The following is a 17,988-nucleotide window of genomic DNA, read 5'->3' as shown; positions in this document are numbered from 1 at the left end:
TCGTTTCCCCCAATACAAGAGAGAGAATATGGACAATTCATCCGTCATGCTATTACGTCGCCTAAACCCTTATTGTGCCAGCGCATTAGAAGCAGCGGCTTCACTCTGCCAGACACGAGCGCATGCGGAAATTACCATTGAACATTGGTTGCTCAAGTTATTAGAAATGGGGGAAAGCGATATCACGGTGTTAGCTCGTCGCTATGAGTGGGATATGTCGGCCCTTTGGCAAAGCTTATTAACGGATATCGACAGCTTACCACGCTCTATTCATACCCGCCCTTCCTTATCGAAACCGCTACTTAACCTCATTCAACAAGCGTGGGTGATTGCATCACTGGATGAAGACATCGAACACATTCGCAGCGTGCATTTATTGTCTGCCATGACTCAGCAACCGTCACTGGTACCGAATGATAATTTGTGGCCGTTAATGACATTAAGTACAACCCAACTTCAGCGCTTAAGGCCGATGCTTGACGCCCAATCCGATGAACGACCTGATGTCCAACAACTCGCCGCACATAATCAGTCTTTATCCCAAGAAACGCCATCTGACACTAACGATGCAGAAAAGACGAAAAACTCAAATGTAATGGGCAACACACTGAATGAAGCCTTACTCGCCGTGCTGAATAAATTTACGGTGGATGTGACCGAAAAAGCACGCGAAGGCGCGATTGACCCAGTCTTTGGACGTGATGACGAAATCCGTCAAATGGTGGATATTCTTTCTCGTCGCCGCAAAAACAACCCCATTCTCGTGGGCGAACCGGGTGTCGGGAAAACCGCGTTAGTGGAAGGTTTAGCCCTACGTATCGTTGAAGGTAATGTTCCTGTCAGCCTGCAAACAACATCATTACGCACATTAGATTTAGGGCTGCTGCAAGCAGGGGCTGGCGTCAAAGGTGAATTTGAGCAGCGCTTAAAAAACGTGCTTGAAGCCGTACAACAATCTCCTACTCCGATTTTACTGTTTATCGATGAAGCTCATACTATCATTGGCGCAGGCAACCAAGCCGGTGGCGCTGATGCTGCTAACTTACTCAAACCCGCCCTTGCCCGTGGTGAATTACGCACGATTGCCGCCACCACTTGGTCTGAATATAAGCAATATTTCGAGCGTGACGCCGCTTTAGAGCGACGCTTCCAAGTCGTCAAAGTCGATGAACCTGATGACGAAAAAGCCTGTTTAATGCTGCGGGGGCTAAAACCGCGTTACGCAAAATATCATGGTGTTCACATTACCGATGATGCGGTTAAAGCCGCTGTCACCTTATCTCGCCGTTACTTGACCGGTCGTCAACTCCCGGATAAAGCCGTGGATTTGCTCGATACTGCCAGCGCGCGTATCCGCATGAGCCTCGATACGCTCCCTGAAGAACTGACCCGCTTAAAAGCCAAGCGCAATGCATTAGAACTTGAACAGCAAGCCATCCTTGATGACTTAGCCATTGGCAACATCACCAACCAATCCCTGCTGGGCGAATTAGTCACTCAAGATGCCCAAATCGCCATACAGCTGGCTGAGCTAGAACAGCGTTTTGAACAAGAAAAAAGCCTTATCAGCGAACTCTTAGAACAGCGCCGCCAGTCCCAAGATGTCAGTAATATCCAAGCTCAATTAGAGCAAATTCAGCAAAATGACCCGCTGATCACCCCCGATGTGGATGTCAGAACGGTGGCTACTGTCATCGCCGACTGGACAGGCGTGCCCTTATCAAGCCTCTTAAAAGACGAACAAACAGAGCTGCTTGAGTTAGAAGATTCGCTGGGTAAACGCGTAGTCGGTCAAGAAAGCCCATTATTGGCGCTTGGACAACGACTGCGCGCAGCTCGCACGGGCCTCGCCTCAGAAAATGGCCCGCAAGGCGTATTTTTACTGGTCGGTCCAAGTGGCGTAGGGAAAACGGAAACGGCCTTAGCCTTGACAGATGTCCTGTTTGGTGGCGAAAAATCCTTAGTTACCATCAACATGTCCGAGTATCAAGAAGCCCACACTGTCAGCCAATTAAAAGGCTCGCCTCCAGGCTATGTGGGTTATGGTCAAGGCGGGATTTTAACGGAAGCCGTTCGCAAGCGCCCTTATAGCGTCGTATTACTTGATGAAGTGGAGAAAGCGCACCGTGATGTACTTAACTTGTTTTATCAAGTGTTTGACCGTGGTTTCATGCGCGATGGCGAAGGCCGTGAAATTGATTTTCGCAATACCGTGATTTTAATGACAGCCAACTTGGGCAGTGACTTGTTGATGCAGCAACTCGAAGCGTTCCCTGAGTCTACCGACGGTAAATTACAAGAACTGCTGCGCCCAACCTTGCGCGACCACTTCCAACCCGCTTTACTCGCACGTTTCCAAACCCTAATTTATCGCCCATTAGGCCCTGTGGCACTGCGCCAAATTGTTGAAATGAAACTGGATAGCATCATTAAGCGTCTCTACACCCACTACAAGCTTGAGGGCATTATCGAAGAAGCGCTGTATGACACGCTCGTGAGCGCCTGTTTATTACCCGACACCGGTGCCCGTAATATCGACAGCCTACTTAACCAACAAATTTTGCCGGTACTGAGCCAACAATTACTCATGCGCCAGGCTAATCACCAGCAAGCGCAAAGCCTGACGTTGGGGTATAGCGAAGAAGACGGGATCACCCTGAGTTTTGCCGATGAAAATTGTGCGTGAATAATCTGCCTGTCAATAACAACGTGATCTCTGTGTTGAAGGAAATTTAAGCTATGCCGGTATTAGCCGCATTAAGAACGTCCTGCTTTTCAGGTGAACTCTCTTCGGCCGAGCAGCAGCTTGCTGAAGAACAAATCGTGCTCTGGGAGCGTTGGTTATTACCCATTTCTCCCGATAAGCCCACCGGGGAAGATCCCGGGTATGATGACGATTTTGAAATTATGCGCGAAGAGGTCAATAAACTCTCGGGTGCAGATACCGATCTAATTTGCACGTTAGCAGAAAAACTCCTCACCTCTGTGTGCAAAGATGTCAGAGTTGTCACTTATTACATCTGGGCCCGATTGCATAAAGAAGGTGAATCGGGCTTTGCTGATGCTTTAGGGTTATTAGCCGGATTGGTTCAGCGCTATCATCACACTTTGCTACCATCGAGGCCTAAAAGTCGTCAATCTGCACTCGAATGGTTAGCGGGCCAACGTGTTCTGGACAGTTTATCACTCTACCCGGAAGTCGATATGCCCGCATTTTCGCGCATCACCGCGTTACTCGGGGTTATTATCGATGAGTTTAACACTTGGGATGAGACGCATCGGCCACAGTTATCTTCACTCTTGAAAGCATTAGAAAAGCGTCTCGCTCAATCGGGTGGCGCTCAGAGTGTCGTTCCGCAAAATATTCAGTCCAGTCATAGTAAGCAAGGTTCGCAGCCACCTTCAGTCATGTCCGCCATGGCCGCGACGCCCATTCAATCCGGCCGTGACCTCCTTGATCAAGCGAAACTTCTCGCTAATTACTTGCGCAATCAACCAAATGGCTGGTTGGCAGGACATCGCTTAATGAAATCCGTTCGTTGGGATACAATTCATCAAGTTCCGCCTCAGGATCAGCACGGTTGTACCCGTTTAGCCACACCGAGAAGCGAAGCCCGCGCACAACTCAAACGACTTTATCTTCAGCAAAGCTGGCTAGAATTGGTTGAACAAGCAGACCGACTTTTTGCTGAAGGTGTTAACCATTTTTGGCTTGATGTGCAATGGTATCTACATCAGGCGCTTCTTAAATCGCCTGCGCCCTGGGATGGTTGGGCATCTATCATCACAGCAGACTTAAAGCAATTGCTTATCCGTCTGCCGGGTTTGGAAGCTTTAGCCTGGGAAGATGGCACACCGTTTGCTGACGATGTGACACGTCAATGGATCAAACACGATGTTTTGGAAGAAGGGATCTCAGGATTACATGATTTATCGGCGCAGGACACAGCTAAAGTGGATCAGGATTCGGTGTTGATGCTGGAACCCGAAGCACTTACGCAGGCGGATAATGAAGGGTTAGATACGGCATTGGCGTGGCTGATGAGCCGCCCCGATATACGCACAGCACGGCAAAAATGGTTACAACAGTTGGTCATGGCTCGGGTGGCTGAACAATTTTCACGGCATGAGCTTGCGCTGAATGTGTTACAGGAATTAGACAATCAGGCAAACCAAATGTCATTGGCAGACTGGGAGCCTCAGTATTTATTCGAAATTAAAGCCCGTCAGTTGCAGCTGTTACGCAACAAATCTCAACGTAATAATGTGAATAAATCGCACTTACAACAAAAAATGACGTCACTTTTAGCTGAATTAACGCAGCTAGATCCCGTCAGAGCGCTCGTACTCTATGCTTAATTTAGGGCTTGCCCCCAAATATTCATCCATGGTCTACATTGATAAATAACGTGGTTTTTAATGATACAGAGTTTTTTAATACGAATACGTCCTTTTGCTTTCGGATTCTTAACTTGCTTATTTTTAGCCGGTTGTAGCATTAATCACATGATATCGAACACAACAAAGGACATGGCTAATGCTATTTTTTATCCCAAAGTCCGTGTTGTTCATGTTGTCTTTCATGCAGATACTGCGCTTAATAGTACACTCGATGAAACGCCCCACTCAACAGTTCTGCGTATTTATCAATTGAAGGACATTGACCGTTTTTACGAAGCGCAATACAACGACTTTATGACTGAAAAAACAACCGCCTTAGGGGCAACACTGCTTACCCAGAAAAACATCCTTATGCGCCCTGGGGAAACGATTATTCTCGATATTCCTTTTGAAGAAGAAACCGCGTTTATCGGCATCACTGCGTTGTTTAGCCATCCCGATTTAGCCTCTGATGACTGGCGCATCGTCATTCCTAAAAAAGGCCTAAAAACAGATTCCGTCAACAACATTGAGGTCGGAAAACAAACACTTTTAATTAACCCTTTTCGGGATAAAGCCCGATGAGTACGCCCTCACTATATGAAATGTTATCCGGGCATTTCGCGGGAGGGCTCCCCTTCGAGTCGTTGACTGAAGAAGACCAGGTCATTTTGTCTGTCATGGACAACATCCGTCGTATTGTCAATTCGCGTGCGGGTAGCCTTGCTCATTTACCTGATTATGGCCTACCGGATATGAGCAAACTTATCCAAGGGCTTCCTGGCACTGCGCATAACATGATCCATGTATTGTCGGCCTCATTGCTAAAATACGAGCCCAGAATTAAATCCCTTTCACTGGTTTTGTTACCTCAAGAAGCCTTTGGGACCTTGCGTTATGCTTTGGACGTCGAACTCCATGAACAAGGGCTCATTCGCTATGGGACGGAGTTTATTCCGGATGGGCGCATTTTACTTCACCATTTAAAAAAACAATTTGATGCTATCTGATGTGACATCATGCATCGCCTAATGTGTCGAGATAAATATGAACGTTAATTTAACAACGTTAAATGTCGGGGGCGACCCTCGGACATTCAGTGATTATGTGGCATTAAAAACGGAACTGAATAAGCGATTTCATCCTGCCCGCCCCGATATTGATTGGGCAAGAGCCCATGGCCTGTGCCTGTCGTTATTCAACCAAAATGGTGCTGATTTACAAACCGCCGCTTGGTTTACGATTATTCGCCAACAGCAAAATGGCTTGAGTGGACTAAATGACGGTTTGTCGTTATTAGAATACTTACTCAGTCAACATTGGCAAACGCTTTGGCCGTTACAAACCCATGCACGTATTGAAATTTTATCCGCATTAAGCCAGCAACTCATTTCAGGCCTGCGCGGTACGGCACCTGTGTATGCAGACTTACCCGCGCTCTATCAGGCAGAGTCGATGCTGGCAAAAATAGGAAAACAATTACAAACCTTAGAATTAAAACACTTAACACAACTTGAGCGATTACAAGATTGGTTAACCGGGCAGGCGAGAAATCTGGAAAGCACAGACACACCTGATACGGGTTTCATCCCTCCTCGGCATTTCCCTAACACGGCACCCTCAACATTTCACGCACAGACAGCAGTCACCCCTATTAGTATTAAAGCGACCTTATCTTCAAATACAGAAAAGCCAACGCTTACGGATAAAACGTCACCGCCAACCTATCGTCAAGGCCTAGGCAGGGGCTTCTTAATGGGGTTACTTATCACAGGAATAGCAAGTGCGGGTATATTTTACACATTCGCTCCGTGGAGTACGAGTAACCGCATTACACAAATATTGCCTACCCTTCCCGAATTCACACCGAATATTGCCTCACAATTAGACCAACAATTACAACCCAATCCAAACCAGCCAACGTCTTTTTCTAATGAAAAACTGAGTGCTATTGACCGCTATCTTACCGAACTGGGCGCGGTATCACCGATTTGGGCACAGCAATATAGCTGGAATATGGTCAATTACCTGACAACCCAATTTGGCACTCAGCCTGAAGTGCGCGTATTGAATGATAAATGGCAACAAGCCATGCAGATCAATGCTATTTCAGCGACACAAATGAGGCAGTGGTCTCAGGGAATGGAACAGCTTAATCATTTGAGTGAACGATTGGACAAATTAGACGGTAAACCTCGCAGCTACATCACGGGCTCTGAACTAAAAACGATTATTTTTACTGCCCGCCAGCATTTTAATCAAGGTTTACCCCTTGAGGAAGAACTCAGCCGCTTGGAAGAGCGGCAAGCACAAGGTGTGGTACCTGAATCGGAATACCAACGTATCGATACCCATTTTAAACAATTACTGAATCGTTATACGTTGTTACGTAATCATCAAGGTGATATGTAAATATAAAAACAGAGCAATTTAATAAATTTCATTCAAAATAGCCCATGAACACTTACACTCTGTCAGTATTAAAAATTAAGCATAAAAACGAGCCCATAAAAAGTCATGATAGAAATGTAATAATAAACCAATATGGCCATGGAATATTTAATTTTTTTTCGGTTTTAATAAAAATAAAACAACTAAAGATATCAAAGAGGATACAACCACCAAAATAACAAAATAGAATACATCATATGCACTTACCGAATATCCATTTTCTTTATTAAACTTATCAAGTTGGATATATAAAAACTCAACAGCCCAAAAAGCCGTTTTCTTCATCTCTACTGCAAGTGAAAAACAGTCCGAACCACACTGTTCGTAATTAATAGTATTAAATATTGAATTGGCTTCCGGTAAATTATCGTTTCTCAGATAGTATCTAATCAAGGCATTACGCTTATCAATACTCGTGATATCTGTTTGCAATAAAGAGCGAATATATTCTACATTGTCAGACGAAATTTTAAAATCATCATCTTTAGATTTATACGCTCTAGATTTCACATCAAAATAATTATCAGCAATAAACATATTCTCAGTATTTCTTTGATAAATATCATCTAAATCTGGCTTTGTAGTCGATACATTATAAATAATTACCTGATAAATATCTTCTATTACATCCTCACCCATTGGGGTGAAGTATGTCCTATTGGGATTTTTAACATAAAAGCTTTCTTTTAGATTAGCAAATTTTCCATGATTATTGTTTTCTGTCGTTTCCCAGTAATGATATTGATTAAATCGATCTTTCCAAGCATAAAAAGCATGCCCCGGAGAAAGAACAATTGATGGCGAAACTCCAAGCCCTCTAGTTGCATCGATCAATAAATATGTGTTTGTATCACAATCAGAACGATGAAGAGCATAATTATTTGATGTTTCAATACTTGGCCGATAATAAAAAAAATGACTAAGTAGATTTCCGGCACAGAGAATAAACTGAGCATTCTTTCGATCGATATCTTTATCATCAACATTATCATTGCGACATTGTTTTTGTACAGAACTTAGGTACGCATTCACATTGACAATGGCTTTATCTGCGGTCACTTTATCAGTTACACCATATTTAAGATCCAGCCCGATTAATCGATGTGACAATAATGACTCATCAAATGTTGCATCTATATTTTTAGCAACTTCAGATTTATACTGTTTTTCGAAACCTTCCTTATATTTAGAATATATTCTAGCTGTAGAAAAAACCCAATTATATGACAAAAACAATAAAATTATAAACGTTATTGTGGTTACTATCCAACGAACAAGATTTTGGTTTAATTTCACGTACTTTCCTCATAGTAACTATTAATGACAGTATCATATAGTCTTTATTATAAACAACACCTAATATCACCGTGAAGGAGACCATCAAAATATCAGAATCAATATATGCCCTCAAATAGTGTTGTTTTATTGTTTGCGTGGTTCCATCCACCGTATGCAGAAGTACCCATTATTAATACCCTCTGCCCGTTGAACATCATGCACAAACCATGCATAAAGTACCGATGAATCAACACACCGCTCGATCGGCATCGGTTTGCCGTCGTATCCTGAAGTTCCGTACAGTTTGAATTTTTTCGCCCGATCGAATGCTGGATTGAGGATATAATCCATGTATATTTTTGGAGGGTAATTAAATTCCTGTGTTAACAAAACATCAGCGGCCCTGGATACCTCTGACAGCCATCCCCAGTGTTTTTTCAGAAGGTGTATATCATTATCAATATCAAATGAATCCTGTTTGGCTTGTCGTGTTATCCCCAGCAATCCTTGTTGTGACCCTGGGTCTGTCAAAATATCAGACTTCATTTTTTCAAGCCGGCGCAGTTCACTTTTGTATTCATAGAACTGTCTTCCCAGCCACTCAAAGTACCCGTCAAGGTGCCAGTTCATGGCTCCGTAGCCCAGCTTTTCCATGCCGACCGCCATCTGATAATATTCTGCCCACTCTTCGACCGACTGACTGTCCACGCTGTCGCTCATATCAAAGTATGATGCTACTGTTGCTGATCTTTCTCTTAATGATTTTAAATCGAAAAAAGGAACGGCAGACATCATTGCTTCCCTGTACATTTTTCGCAGTGATACCCGGGACAGTTCAGCACTCGGTTTCTGCTCATCGGGTTTCAGACCACCACCGATATCTTCGCTACAACCCGGCATCAAGATTTCCTGATGTTTAAAGCCGTCACGACCGGTACGGTATATGCAGCGCCACCTCCGCCGTTCATGAGCTGCAACCAGGTGAAGGGAGCGCTTGACAACATCCGGTAACGGGGACATGTGCTCAAGGTACTTGCGCCCGAAAAGCGAACCGACAGCTCCCGCCACCTTAGCGACAGGTCCCGGCAGCCAACTGACGGCGGTCGCGGCATAATCCAACCCATCATCACTGCTCAGTGGTGTATCCCGCGAGCAGTCAAACAGTCCGGCAAACACAATATTAACCGGAACGTTACGGTAGGTTGGTCTGTCGTCTTTTTTATTATCACTGCTTTTTTTATCACAGATATCTTCGAGCAGAATATCCAGAAACTGGCGAGCCAATGTTCCGCCCATATCAAAGCCGAAAACAGAAACGGAAATCAACTTTACAGGAATTTCTCCACTTTTTACTGCATCTTCAAATGACCGCACAAAGCGCACTTTTGCACTGTTCAGGCGTGTCTCTGCGCCGGTTAATTGCGTGTAAGCCATAAATTCAGAATCTCGCAGCCATGGTGTTGCTTCAATACCCGCCTTTTTCCCGCTGTTCAGTGCGGAGTCTTTCAGCATGCCAGCACGCCCTTTCGGGGTCAGCAGTTTATCTCTTGTCTGCGTCAGGACATCTTTTCCACTCGTACCACTCACTGAAGACTGAAAGGCATCTTTTGCCAGATCACCGGGTTTATTTTTTAGCTCATCTTCGAATGTGTTGATGGAATTATCCATCACGCTCTGTATTTTTTCAGCAGTGGTTTCGTTAAATGGTGTACCTATACCTGATATATAGTGAGCCTGATGACTTTTAGTTGATGTATCATCATCTGGTGTTGGGTATGCGCGAAATAACCGAGCGATATTACTCAATCGTCCTTCCGGTGCATCCTGTTCTGCATTACGTCCCACACCGTCAAAAAAGAAGGCTATATGCAATATCCGTGAACAATTACCGAGTCGGTAGTCACAAGCCTGATTAGCCCGTGCCGCGGCAGCAAAAATATAATCCAAATCTTTTATCATTCTACGGTTTTCTCCATATCAGGCAGTGGGCGATAGTTGGGGCTGCGCGGGTCATAAGGCGAAAATGCATTATCACTCCATCCCAAGACGACTTTGTCACCCGGTAAAAAATAGACATGCAGATCATTCTCTCCCCGTTTTCTTTCCGGCATCGGGATCACGACACGCCGCTGCTCTGGTCGCATACCAGCGTCATACTGAGGACCTGTAACATCTAACGTCCAGATTACCTCTGCGGTCTTTCCTGTGATGCGACCGCAGCAGGTCGTTTTACCGTTTTCTCCGGCATATTTATTGTTAGGGTCATGAGCCCAGGCATTTGCACCTGCTACTCCGTTCACGCTGTACCCTAAAATTGGACGATCTATTTTACTGTGAATGATGAGTGTCACGCCTCCGGCAGGCGGCCCGAAAGCTGCCATAGCAACGCTCCCCCAGATTGGGGAAAGTAAAATCAGCCATAACAACCAAGCCTTTCGGGCATAGAAGCGATTAAAGGCGTTGTCGAAGCGACGAAATTGGGATGACCAATCCATTGAAGTTCTCCTTATCAATAATCATTGTTTAAAATCACAATTAACTTAACCTAAATACAAAGTAAAATTAATCGGCTAATTTAATTCCAATACAAAAATTGACAACAATAACAAAAAAATCAAAGTGCCTTTTCTATTTAATCTAAGATCACTAAACCACATGAAATAACTGCCTTATTTTTGCGTTGAAATTCTTTTATTGCATGGGTTACGGAGTATTTCCCTTGCTGAATATTATCTATTTACCTCATCAATAATTGTTTATTATTGCGCTAACGCCCAAGCCAACTCTTCTTTTGATATTCCGTGTTTCCACGGCGTGATAAGTCCCTTTCCCCACCAAAGAAGTACTTCATCATTCGGTAAAAAGAATACATGCAAATTATTTTCGCCCTGCTTTCTAATGGGAAGAGGAACTGTAGTTTTTCTGGTTTCTTTTCGTAAACCTGCATCATATTGAGCTCGTGTTGTGCTCAGCGTCCAAATAACCTCAGCAGTATCGCCACTGATTGAACCACAGCAGGTCGTTTTTCCACCGTCCCCTGCATAAATATTACTGGGGTCATAAGCAAAGGCATTTCCTCCTGCCACACCATTAACGCTAAATCCAAGTATAGGTCTGTCTATTTGAGTATGAATAACCAATGACACTCCACCTTGAGGCGAGCCCCATATTACCAACCAAGTAAGCCAACTTGCCCACACTAAAAAAATAAGCAATACGAACGCTAAAAGCCTTTTTCTATACTTTGCTGAGAATTGATAGATGCTCAGAATGCACTGTTTTATATTCATAACTAACTACCTGATCTTACTTTTTCATAATCGAAAAGAACGCGTTGCAAACTGAACTTGCCTTGGTTAATCAGCTCTAATTTGGAGGCCACAAAATCAGAAGTTAAAATCAATTTTTGACCATCAAGGTAAAGCAATGCATAGAGTTTTTTGTCAGCCCCATTCCGCATACCTGCCCCACTCGCTTTCTGTAATGCCTGTATGACCTTCTGCCGCTGAATGCACGGCGGAAAATGCTGGCTCATTGGCATCTGTTGCCATTGGGCTAAAACACTTTTCACCTCTGGATCATCATCAATTTGATGCCAAGCCGTCTCATCCAAATACACCGTTTTATCATGGGTTTTTGGCTGCGCTTTGGTGGCGATATCAGTCGGTTGCCAGCCCAACAATGTCTGGTGCCACCACGAGGTTGTGCCTGAAAATAGGTAATAGTGCCAATCTTCTTTCTGGCAACTAGCTAATACAGGCATCACTGCATGAACATAAAACCGGCTCACTATCGTTTCGAGATTGGGTTTTACCAAGGTGCATCCCCATGCTAATTGCATCGCCAAGGCTTTGAGTTCCAGTGATGAAAAAATCACGGTGATAACTTGCGGAAACTGCGCCATTTCAGCGGCTAAATCTGCGTTGTTTTTCACCTGATACAGCCACGGCCCCACCCATTTGGCTTCAATTAACTGAGGGTGCTGATAAAGGGAATACAGCGAACGGGGATTTTTTTGCTGAAAAGGCTCAATGGTCTGTCCTGCAAAGGTTCCGCCCTCGATTAACAAGTAAATATTTTTCTGTGATTGATGTGCCGCTTGAACTAAATTTTCCATGGCTAAAATTTCCTCAGGTCTACACGGTTATCATTGCCTGTTATGGCATTAAGTAAACACGGAATACAAATCGGCAAAGACAATGCCGGAAATTGTACCATCTTCATCGGTAAGGTATTAGGCCCTGCTGTCGCCATCTTCGGCACTTTGCGCAAATAATCCCCCGAAGTGCCATACTCAATTTTACCGTTCTCCAGTTTGAGGTAACTACCGCCACCGTTCAGGATTATGCGCTTTTTGCCCGTGAAATTGATGTCTGCGGCAGAGGTGATGGTCTGCTTTTGTTCGCTGAAAATATCTAACCGGTTGTTTTGCGCTTGAACCGTCAGTGGACCTTCCCCCGCAATCACCCCCAATTTCCCAGTGCGTGCAAACAGCCCCAACTTATCTCCCGTGGACATCGTCATATTGCCGATAACCCCCACACTGATATCGCCGTCAGCATTGATGGCAACATTTTCACTGGCCGCCAGTTGTAGATGTTCACCACTGGTGAATGTCATTCCTTGTGGGGCTGAGAATAACAGACTCTGGTTCAGTGGCTCTAAACGTTCCTGTAACAGTTGTCTTTGGCTTTCAATATCCGCTTGCAGGGCTTTGGCTTGTTTGGCGGCAAGATTCAGTTGTTCACGCTGCTGTAGAAGATGGGCGATTTCTTTGAGTGCAGCGTCCATATCCAGCACATCGCCTTGAGCCTTTGGCTGTTCATCGGCGCTGATAAATAGCCCTTTACCGGCTCGAATTGCACCCCATTCATCGGTACGCAGTTCCGCACCTGCCCCACGCATTTTCCCTTGGGCATCGACGAGATGACCTTGATTGAGCAGGGTTTTACCGTATTCCGTCGCCAGCTTGATATGCGTTTTTTCCCGCTTATCTTCCAGTCGCAATTTATTATTGGCGGGGGTACGCAGCACATTGCGAGTATGGTTATCACGGTTAACGTGGTCTGGGTGCTCTGAATCATGAAACGCAAACGCAATATAGGGTCTATCTAGGTCTCCATCGTCAAAGGCTATCGCGACTTCGGTGTTGGCAATCAATGGCGCATGTAAACCGTAGGTATCCCCCGCATACGGTTTGGCTAGCCGTAACCAGAGATAAGCATATCCTGATTCACTGTGATTGCGATCAAAGTCTAACTTAACGCGATAACGTCCGTGTTCATCTAGCCATGCGTAAATATCGTTGTCATTACGGCTTTCAATGCGTGCTGGTAGGGTTCCGGCGATTTTAGGACGAGGAATTTCAGCCGGACGGTACGCATACTGTTCACTGTACGGCATCCCCTTAAAGGTCATCCGTAACGACGCATCACGGGCTGCACGATACGTGATTTGCGTGATAAATACGCCGTCTTTCAGTTTGTTAATCGGCACATTCGCGATATCCAGCACACTGCCAGTCATCAGGTAAAAAGCGTTGGTTTGTAGCTCAAATTCAGCGGAGGGATTGAGAAAACGCTCTTGCCGTAATCGACGATAAAACGCACCACTTTCAGCATCGAGTGTTTCCGCGTTGTCATCACCCATCTGCAAATACGGCGGTGCATGATGGTATTCATTCCCCAGTGTTGTGTTACTTAGCGGATGAGGTGTGCTCGTTTCCATTGGTGAAAGTGCGGTGCGGTAGTTATAGTCTTTCACCGTGACGTTGCCTGTCACCACTTGGTGAGCCAGTTGCGCATCCCATACCGACAGTTGCCCGTTATCATTTTGCCCTGAAGGAAGCTGATACGGTAATTGTTCACCGAATTGGTAATTGAGTTGGCTATCGAAAAACAGCACTTTATCATTGTCGGTCTTTGCCGAATATTCAAGGCGGTAGCCAATTCCCACTTCAGAGAGTAGCCGTTGGATAAAGGCTAAATCGGTTTCACGCCACTGAGTGATCAGCTCCCGTTCGGGGTATTGCTGCTCTAGTTTAAATTCGTAATCTGCCCCTTCAAAACCGTGGAACTGCAATACCTTTTCAATCACTTCAATCACAGAGGTATTTTGGTAAATAGCACTACGCTGAGTATGCCCGAGTAATGCTAAACGTGGCTCCAATAAAACGGCATAGTGGGATTGGTCAGCACTGGTCGATAACCATTGCACACGAGTAATGACACCCGATACCCGCTTATTGGTGCCCATATTGAATGTCGCCGGTTTTAACAGCACCTGTTCCGGTGAGATTGAATCCGACGCGGAGGTAAATTCAATCTGCCATGATGAGGGCGTATTAAGTTTTTCTACACCTTCAAATTTTAGAATGTCGATATCAAACCCCGCATCTTGAATTTCAAGTTGATAGGGCTGATGAGCAAGAAAAGCAGTGAGTTTTTCTCTCATGATATTAGTCCTTTAACGGCAACAATCTCAACCAACCATCACCCAATTCAATCACGCGTGGCTTATCAGCATCTAAGTCTTCGCGGTTAATCACCAGACGCCAGGTGTTTTCTGATAAATCGGGATTGCGAAACATGCCCAGTACCGCGACAAATTTTGTCTCTTTTTCAAGTGGCTCATCAAGGGAGACTTGTCCTTGGGGCATTACCATTATAGATGTGGCGTTGAGTGTGTCTTTTTTTAATATTTCATCCGACTGCGTTAACAGTGTTTGATACATCGCCCCTTCTACCGCTTTTTTGTCTTTCAGTTGATACACCCAGACCATGGTGGCGAGCGGTGTTTGGTCTTCATCGGCATTCAGTCCTGAACGCGGGGTGAAATCTAAGCGTAGTGTGGTAATATTTTTATAAAGGATGGCGTCTTTCATGCTGACAGTACCCTCTTTTACCGCTTGAGCCAGCCCACACCCAGCTAACAATCCACATAAAGCAAGTATCATGATTTTTTGGCGACAGTTTTTCACGAATGCGGTTTTCCTTTCATTGGTTTTATCCCTCATTTGTTCACGCTTATTCAAAACGATAATCCCCCTGCTCTGCTTCAGGCTGCTCTGCGTGTTCAATACCTTGGTAACGACCTAAATTTACCGTTAGGAATTGGCGGTTATCACTCAGTTTTCCGTCTTTTAACCCTAATAACCCCGTTCTGCCTAACTGAATACGCGATGTTTTTTGTAAACGCGGCTCGGGTAGCACTCTCACGGGAACTGTCAGTTTTAAGCGCGCATCACTGCGGTAGCCTAAATACACGCGTAATAGCACCAGAAGGTCGGTATGCAGATGTTCACCTGGCAACCAGCCTTGTGCCTCTTTCGGGTGATGGGTGGTGAGGGAGATAAGAATGCGACTGGTGGTATCGCGGGCGGTTTTGCCCAGCGTTGCACGTGTTGCCAATGAAACACGCTGATGGCGCGCTAAACTAGTACGTTCATCCACCGGGACGTTGACGATATCGTATTCATTGATCACCGCTTGCGTATTGGGTGCCAGCAAAAAGACCAGCGCTTTGACCCCTTCGCTGTTACGCGTGGGTAATCGCATTGTGCTTAGCAATGCCAAAAAGCGCGAGATCGGCGTGGCGATCCTCTCCGCACTGCCGGGTATACCTAAGCCAATCAATCCTAATAGACATTGGGAGGTGGCATCCGTGCCACCCGCTTCAAAGGTCGCGGGATAGGCATATTTACGCCAAATGCGGTAATACTGGGTAGTGATACGATGATTAAAGATATCCAGAAATTCCGTTAGGGCTTCTGTCCCATCAACACCTTGTGCGATATCATCCAAATAGCTCGTCGGTAACGGCGAATCGACCCCATACAACCCTAAAAAGTTGGTGCGAACCGTTAAGGGGAGCGCTGGATTAGTCGGACTTTGCTCTACCGTTCGTAGCTCACCCGCCGGAAAGCCCATGCCCGGCCAAGGACGAAAGCGCAGCGGATCATCTTTAATGTCGTTAGTCGTACCCAATAGTGGCGATTGAGGCGACGCTTTTTCCAGTAATTGACAAAAACGGTAGAAATTCGCACGCCAAATCGTCGGCTCAATATGCTTTATCAGCCGGGTACGTGTTGACTGTGATTCTCTTTCCATCTCAGACGCTTTCCTGTGGGTTGAATAACAAGGGTTAATTGGTTAAACAGGTGAATATCCGCATACAGTGAAAAGAAGCGCTGAAGCATCTCTCCAAATAAATTGATATCCCCTTCGCCTGCAAAGTTATTGCCGTTTAGCGTGATTTCAATATCGACCCCGCGCATCATGTAGCCCTGTTCGAATCGGCGTATGAGTGTGTGTTTCACTCCCACGATCGCTTCCAGTCGGCGACGATTCATTTCATCATCGGTCCAATCATATAGGGCCAAGGTGCCGCGAAGTACTTCCGGGTTATCCATCATGCTTAAAAAGTTAGATCCCAAATGGCTCATCACCCGCCAGTGAAAACGGTCGTTTGCCGGGGGATATAACGGAATGGTGGGTGCGGTAAGATTACGAACAGTGACGGGCACTTTACCCGCCTTTAACACACTGTCTAACACCGTGCTTTCAAGCGCTTTACGGGGGAGTTGCCCATTAGTGCCAGTTAAACGGATGGATAATAGCTCAGGCTTTTCGGAAAGCTGAGCCAGTTCAAACTCTTTGCCGCCTAAAATCAGCCACGTATCGTAGAGACCGGAAGGCCCTCGTTTAATACGGGTATGAAAATAGCGTTCGGGCGCATCGTGGCGCATCATGCCCCCACGATGACGAAAGCTGCTAAACGGCACGTATTTCGGTTTACCATTTTTAATCGAGCCGTGAATACTGTCCACACTGTAGATTTCGGTGTGACCGTCTTGTAAACGCAGGGGGCGTAGCTGGTATTCATTTTCCAGTGGGTTAACCGTTAACGGGTCACCTTCTAATGAAAAAAGATTGATGACGGGTGCACAATGCAACCGGAAGTTTTCCGTTTCGAAGGGTAGGTCAGCCGACCAGGTTTCGCTGAGCAAGATATCAATTTCAAACCAGGTCGTCGTTTCCGTAAACTTCGCTTTCTCCAGCCCTTGTAACGCCAAAAACATAAATTTATGGCGGAAACTAAAGTACTCAAGCAACAACTGATACCCACTAAATGCGGTATCCCCTTTCGGCCATAGATTATCATCATCGGTAAAACCCATCGGTTTAAACCAACCGTCAAAGGGAATACGCTCTTCCCCTGTCTCAGCATGGCGAAGGTACATCCCATGTACTTGGCGCGTCATCGCGAGGTGCAATGCAGAACTGATAGGCGCATCGGCACTGAGAAAAATCGGCAGGCTGTCTAAATAAGTTTTTGACCAATCGACTTTTTCAGGGCAGGCAAAACGTAATCGAATGGTGGAGCGCCCATTCGGCTCGGTCTGTAATTGGGCATTGGCAATAGAAAGTGGACGTAATAAGACGTCTTGCGTAGTGCGGTATTGGCAACGCGTGCGCTGGGCGCTTATGGGTCTTGATACCACCCCAAATCCTGCGGGCAGGCATTCAGCTTGGCGTAAATGTTGCCACTCGGGCGCAAATTCAACAATAGACAGTGACGGGATGGTGCGCAAATAATGGGGCCACAGTAAGCTCACCAGTCCTTCTGTCAGCTCAGGCAGATCATCATCCAGCTTTTCCCGTAAACGCCCCATCAAAAAGGCAAAACCCTCAAATAAACGTTCGACATAGGGGTCGTTCGCGCCGGGTTTATCTAAGTTGAGCATGGCCGCTCTATCAGGGTGCGCATTGGCAAATTCTTTACCGGCTTCTTTCAAGTAACGTAATTCAGCTTCGTAATAGCGTAGCGTCAAATCATCCATTTTAGGACTTCCTAAAACCAATTAAAAAAATGAAAATA

14 protein-coding genes are annotated in these 17,988 nt (G+C 45.5%); 5 read left to right on the top strand and 9 right to left on the bottom strand.

Annotation, left to right across the window (positions count from 1 at the left end; genetic code table 11):
* Positions 1-28 precede the first annotated feature (28 nt).
* Genes tssH through X965_RS15075 form a run of 5 tightly spaced genes read left to right on the top strand, consistent with a single transcriptional unit; the run spans position 29 to position 6,792 of the window.
* Entirely contained in the window at positions 29-2,686 is a 2,658-nt protein-coding gene (tssH, locus tag X965_RS15095) for a type VI secretion system ATPase TssH (RefSeq protein WP_036418703.1), read from the top strand.
* A gap of 53 nt (positions 2,687-2,739) precedes the next feature.
* Positions 2,740-4,359, top strand: coding sequence for a type VI secretion system protein TssA (gene tssA, locus X965_RS15090; protein WP_036418700.1), 1,620 nt, complete (start codon positions 2,740-2,742; stop codon positions 4,357-4,359).
* Between the two features lie 60 nt (positions 4,360-4,419).
* Entirely contained in the window at positions 4,420-4,965 is a 546-nt protein-coding gene (gene tssJ, locus X965_RS15085) for a type VI secretion system lipoprotein TssJ (RefSeq protein ID WP_072144583.1), read from the top strand.
* Positions 4,962-5,390, top strand: coding sequence for a type VI secretion system baseplate subunit TssE (gene tssE / locus X965_RS15080; RefSeq protein WP_036418698.1), 429 nt, complete (start codon positions 4,962-4,964; stop codon positions 5,388-5,390). The genes tssJ (X965_RS15085) and tssE overlap by 4 nt, the downstream gene beginning before the upstream one ends.
* Before the next feature lie 37 nt (positions 5,391-5,427).
* A complete protein-coding gene (locus X965_RS15075; protein WP_036418695.1) occupies positions 5,428-6,792 on the top strand; it encodes a VasL domain-containing protein in 1,365 nt (454 codons plus the stop codon).
* 147 nt (positions 6,793-6,939) lie between these two features.
* On the opposite strand, the gene X965_RS15070 is transcribed toward X965_RS15075, so the two are convergent.
* The 9 genes from X965_RS15070 to tssF all read right to left on the bottom strand — a co-directional run bounded on the left by X965_RS15070 (position 6,940) and on the right by tssF (position 17,950).
* Complete coding sequence (locus X965_RS15070) at positions 6,940-8,127, bottom strand: hypothetical protein (RefSeq protein WP_051997344.1); 1,188 nt, start codon at positions 8,125-8,127, stop codon at positions 6,940-6,942.
* A gap of 126 nt (positions 8,128-8,253) precedes the next feature.
* Positions 8,254-10,068, bottom strand: a complete 1,815-nt coding sequence (locus X965_RS15065; RefSeq protein ID WP_036418693.1) for a phospholipase effector Tle1 domain-containing protein — start codon at positions 10,066-10,068, stop codon at positions 8,254-8,256.
* Positions 10,065-10,604, bottom strand: a complete 540-nt coding sequence (locus X965_RS15060) for a DUF3304 domain-containing protein (RefSeq protein WP_036418690.1) — start codon at positions 10,602-10,604, stop codon at positions 10,065-10,067. The genes X965_RS15065 and X965_RS15060 overlap by 4 nt, the downstream gene beginning before the upstream one ends.
* A gap of 264 nt (positions 10,605-10,868) precedes the next feature.
* Complete coding sequence (locus tag X965_RS15055; protein ID WP_036418689.1) at positions 10,869-11,399, bottom strand: DUF3304 domain-containing protein; 531 nt, start codon at positions 11,397-11,399, stop codon at positions 10,869-10,871.
* Between the two features lie 2 nt (positions 11,400-11,401).
* Positions 11,402-12,226: a DUF4123 domain-containing protein gene (locus X965_RS15050; protein WP_036418687.1), complete on the bottom strand. Its 825-nt coding sequence runs from the start codon at positions 12,224-12,226 to the stop codon at positions 11,402-11,404.
* A gap of 2 nt (positions 12,227-12,228) precedes the next feature.
* Positions 12,229-14,562: a type VI secretion system Vgr family protein gene (locus X965_RS15045; RefSeq protein WP_036418684.1), complete on the bottom strand. Its 2,334-nt coding sequence runs from the start codon at positions 14,560-14,562 to the stop codon at positions 12,229-12,231.
* Between the two features lie 4 nt (positions 14,563-14,566).
* Entirely contained in the window at positions 14,567-15,064 is a 498-nt protein-coding gene (tssJ, locus tag X965_RS15040) for a type VI secretion system lipoprotein TssJ (RefSeq protein WP_036418763.1), read from the bottom strand.
* Between the two features lie 70 nt (positions 15,065-15,134).
* A complete protein-coding gene (gene tssG, locus X965_RS15035) occupies positions 15,135-16,217 on the bottom strand; it encodes a type VI secretion system baseplate subunit TssG (RefSeq protein ID WP_036418682.1) in 1,083 nt (360 codons plus the stop codon).
* Positions 16,181-17,950, bottom strand: coding sequence for a type VI secretion system baseplate subunit TssF (gene tssF / locus X965_RS15030; protein ID WP_036418680.1), 1,770 nt, complete (start codon positions 17,948-17,950; stop codon positions 16,181-16,183). The genes tssG and tssF overlap by 37 nt, the downstream gene beginning before the upstream one ends.
* Between the last annotated feature and the right edge of the window lie 38 nt (positions 17,951-17,988).

It is taken from the genome of Morganella sp. EGD-HP17, assembly GCF_000512315.2.
Lineage (GTDB): Bacteria > Pseudomonadota > Gammaproteobacteria > Enterobacterales > Enterobacteriaceae > Morganella > Morganella morganii.
The sequence above is the reverse complement of the archived record's forward strand: the minus strand, read 5'-3'. Positions and strand labels throughout refer to the sequence as shown.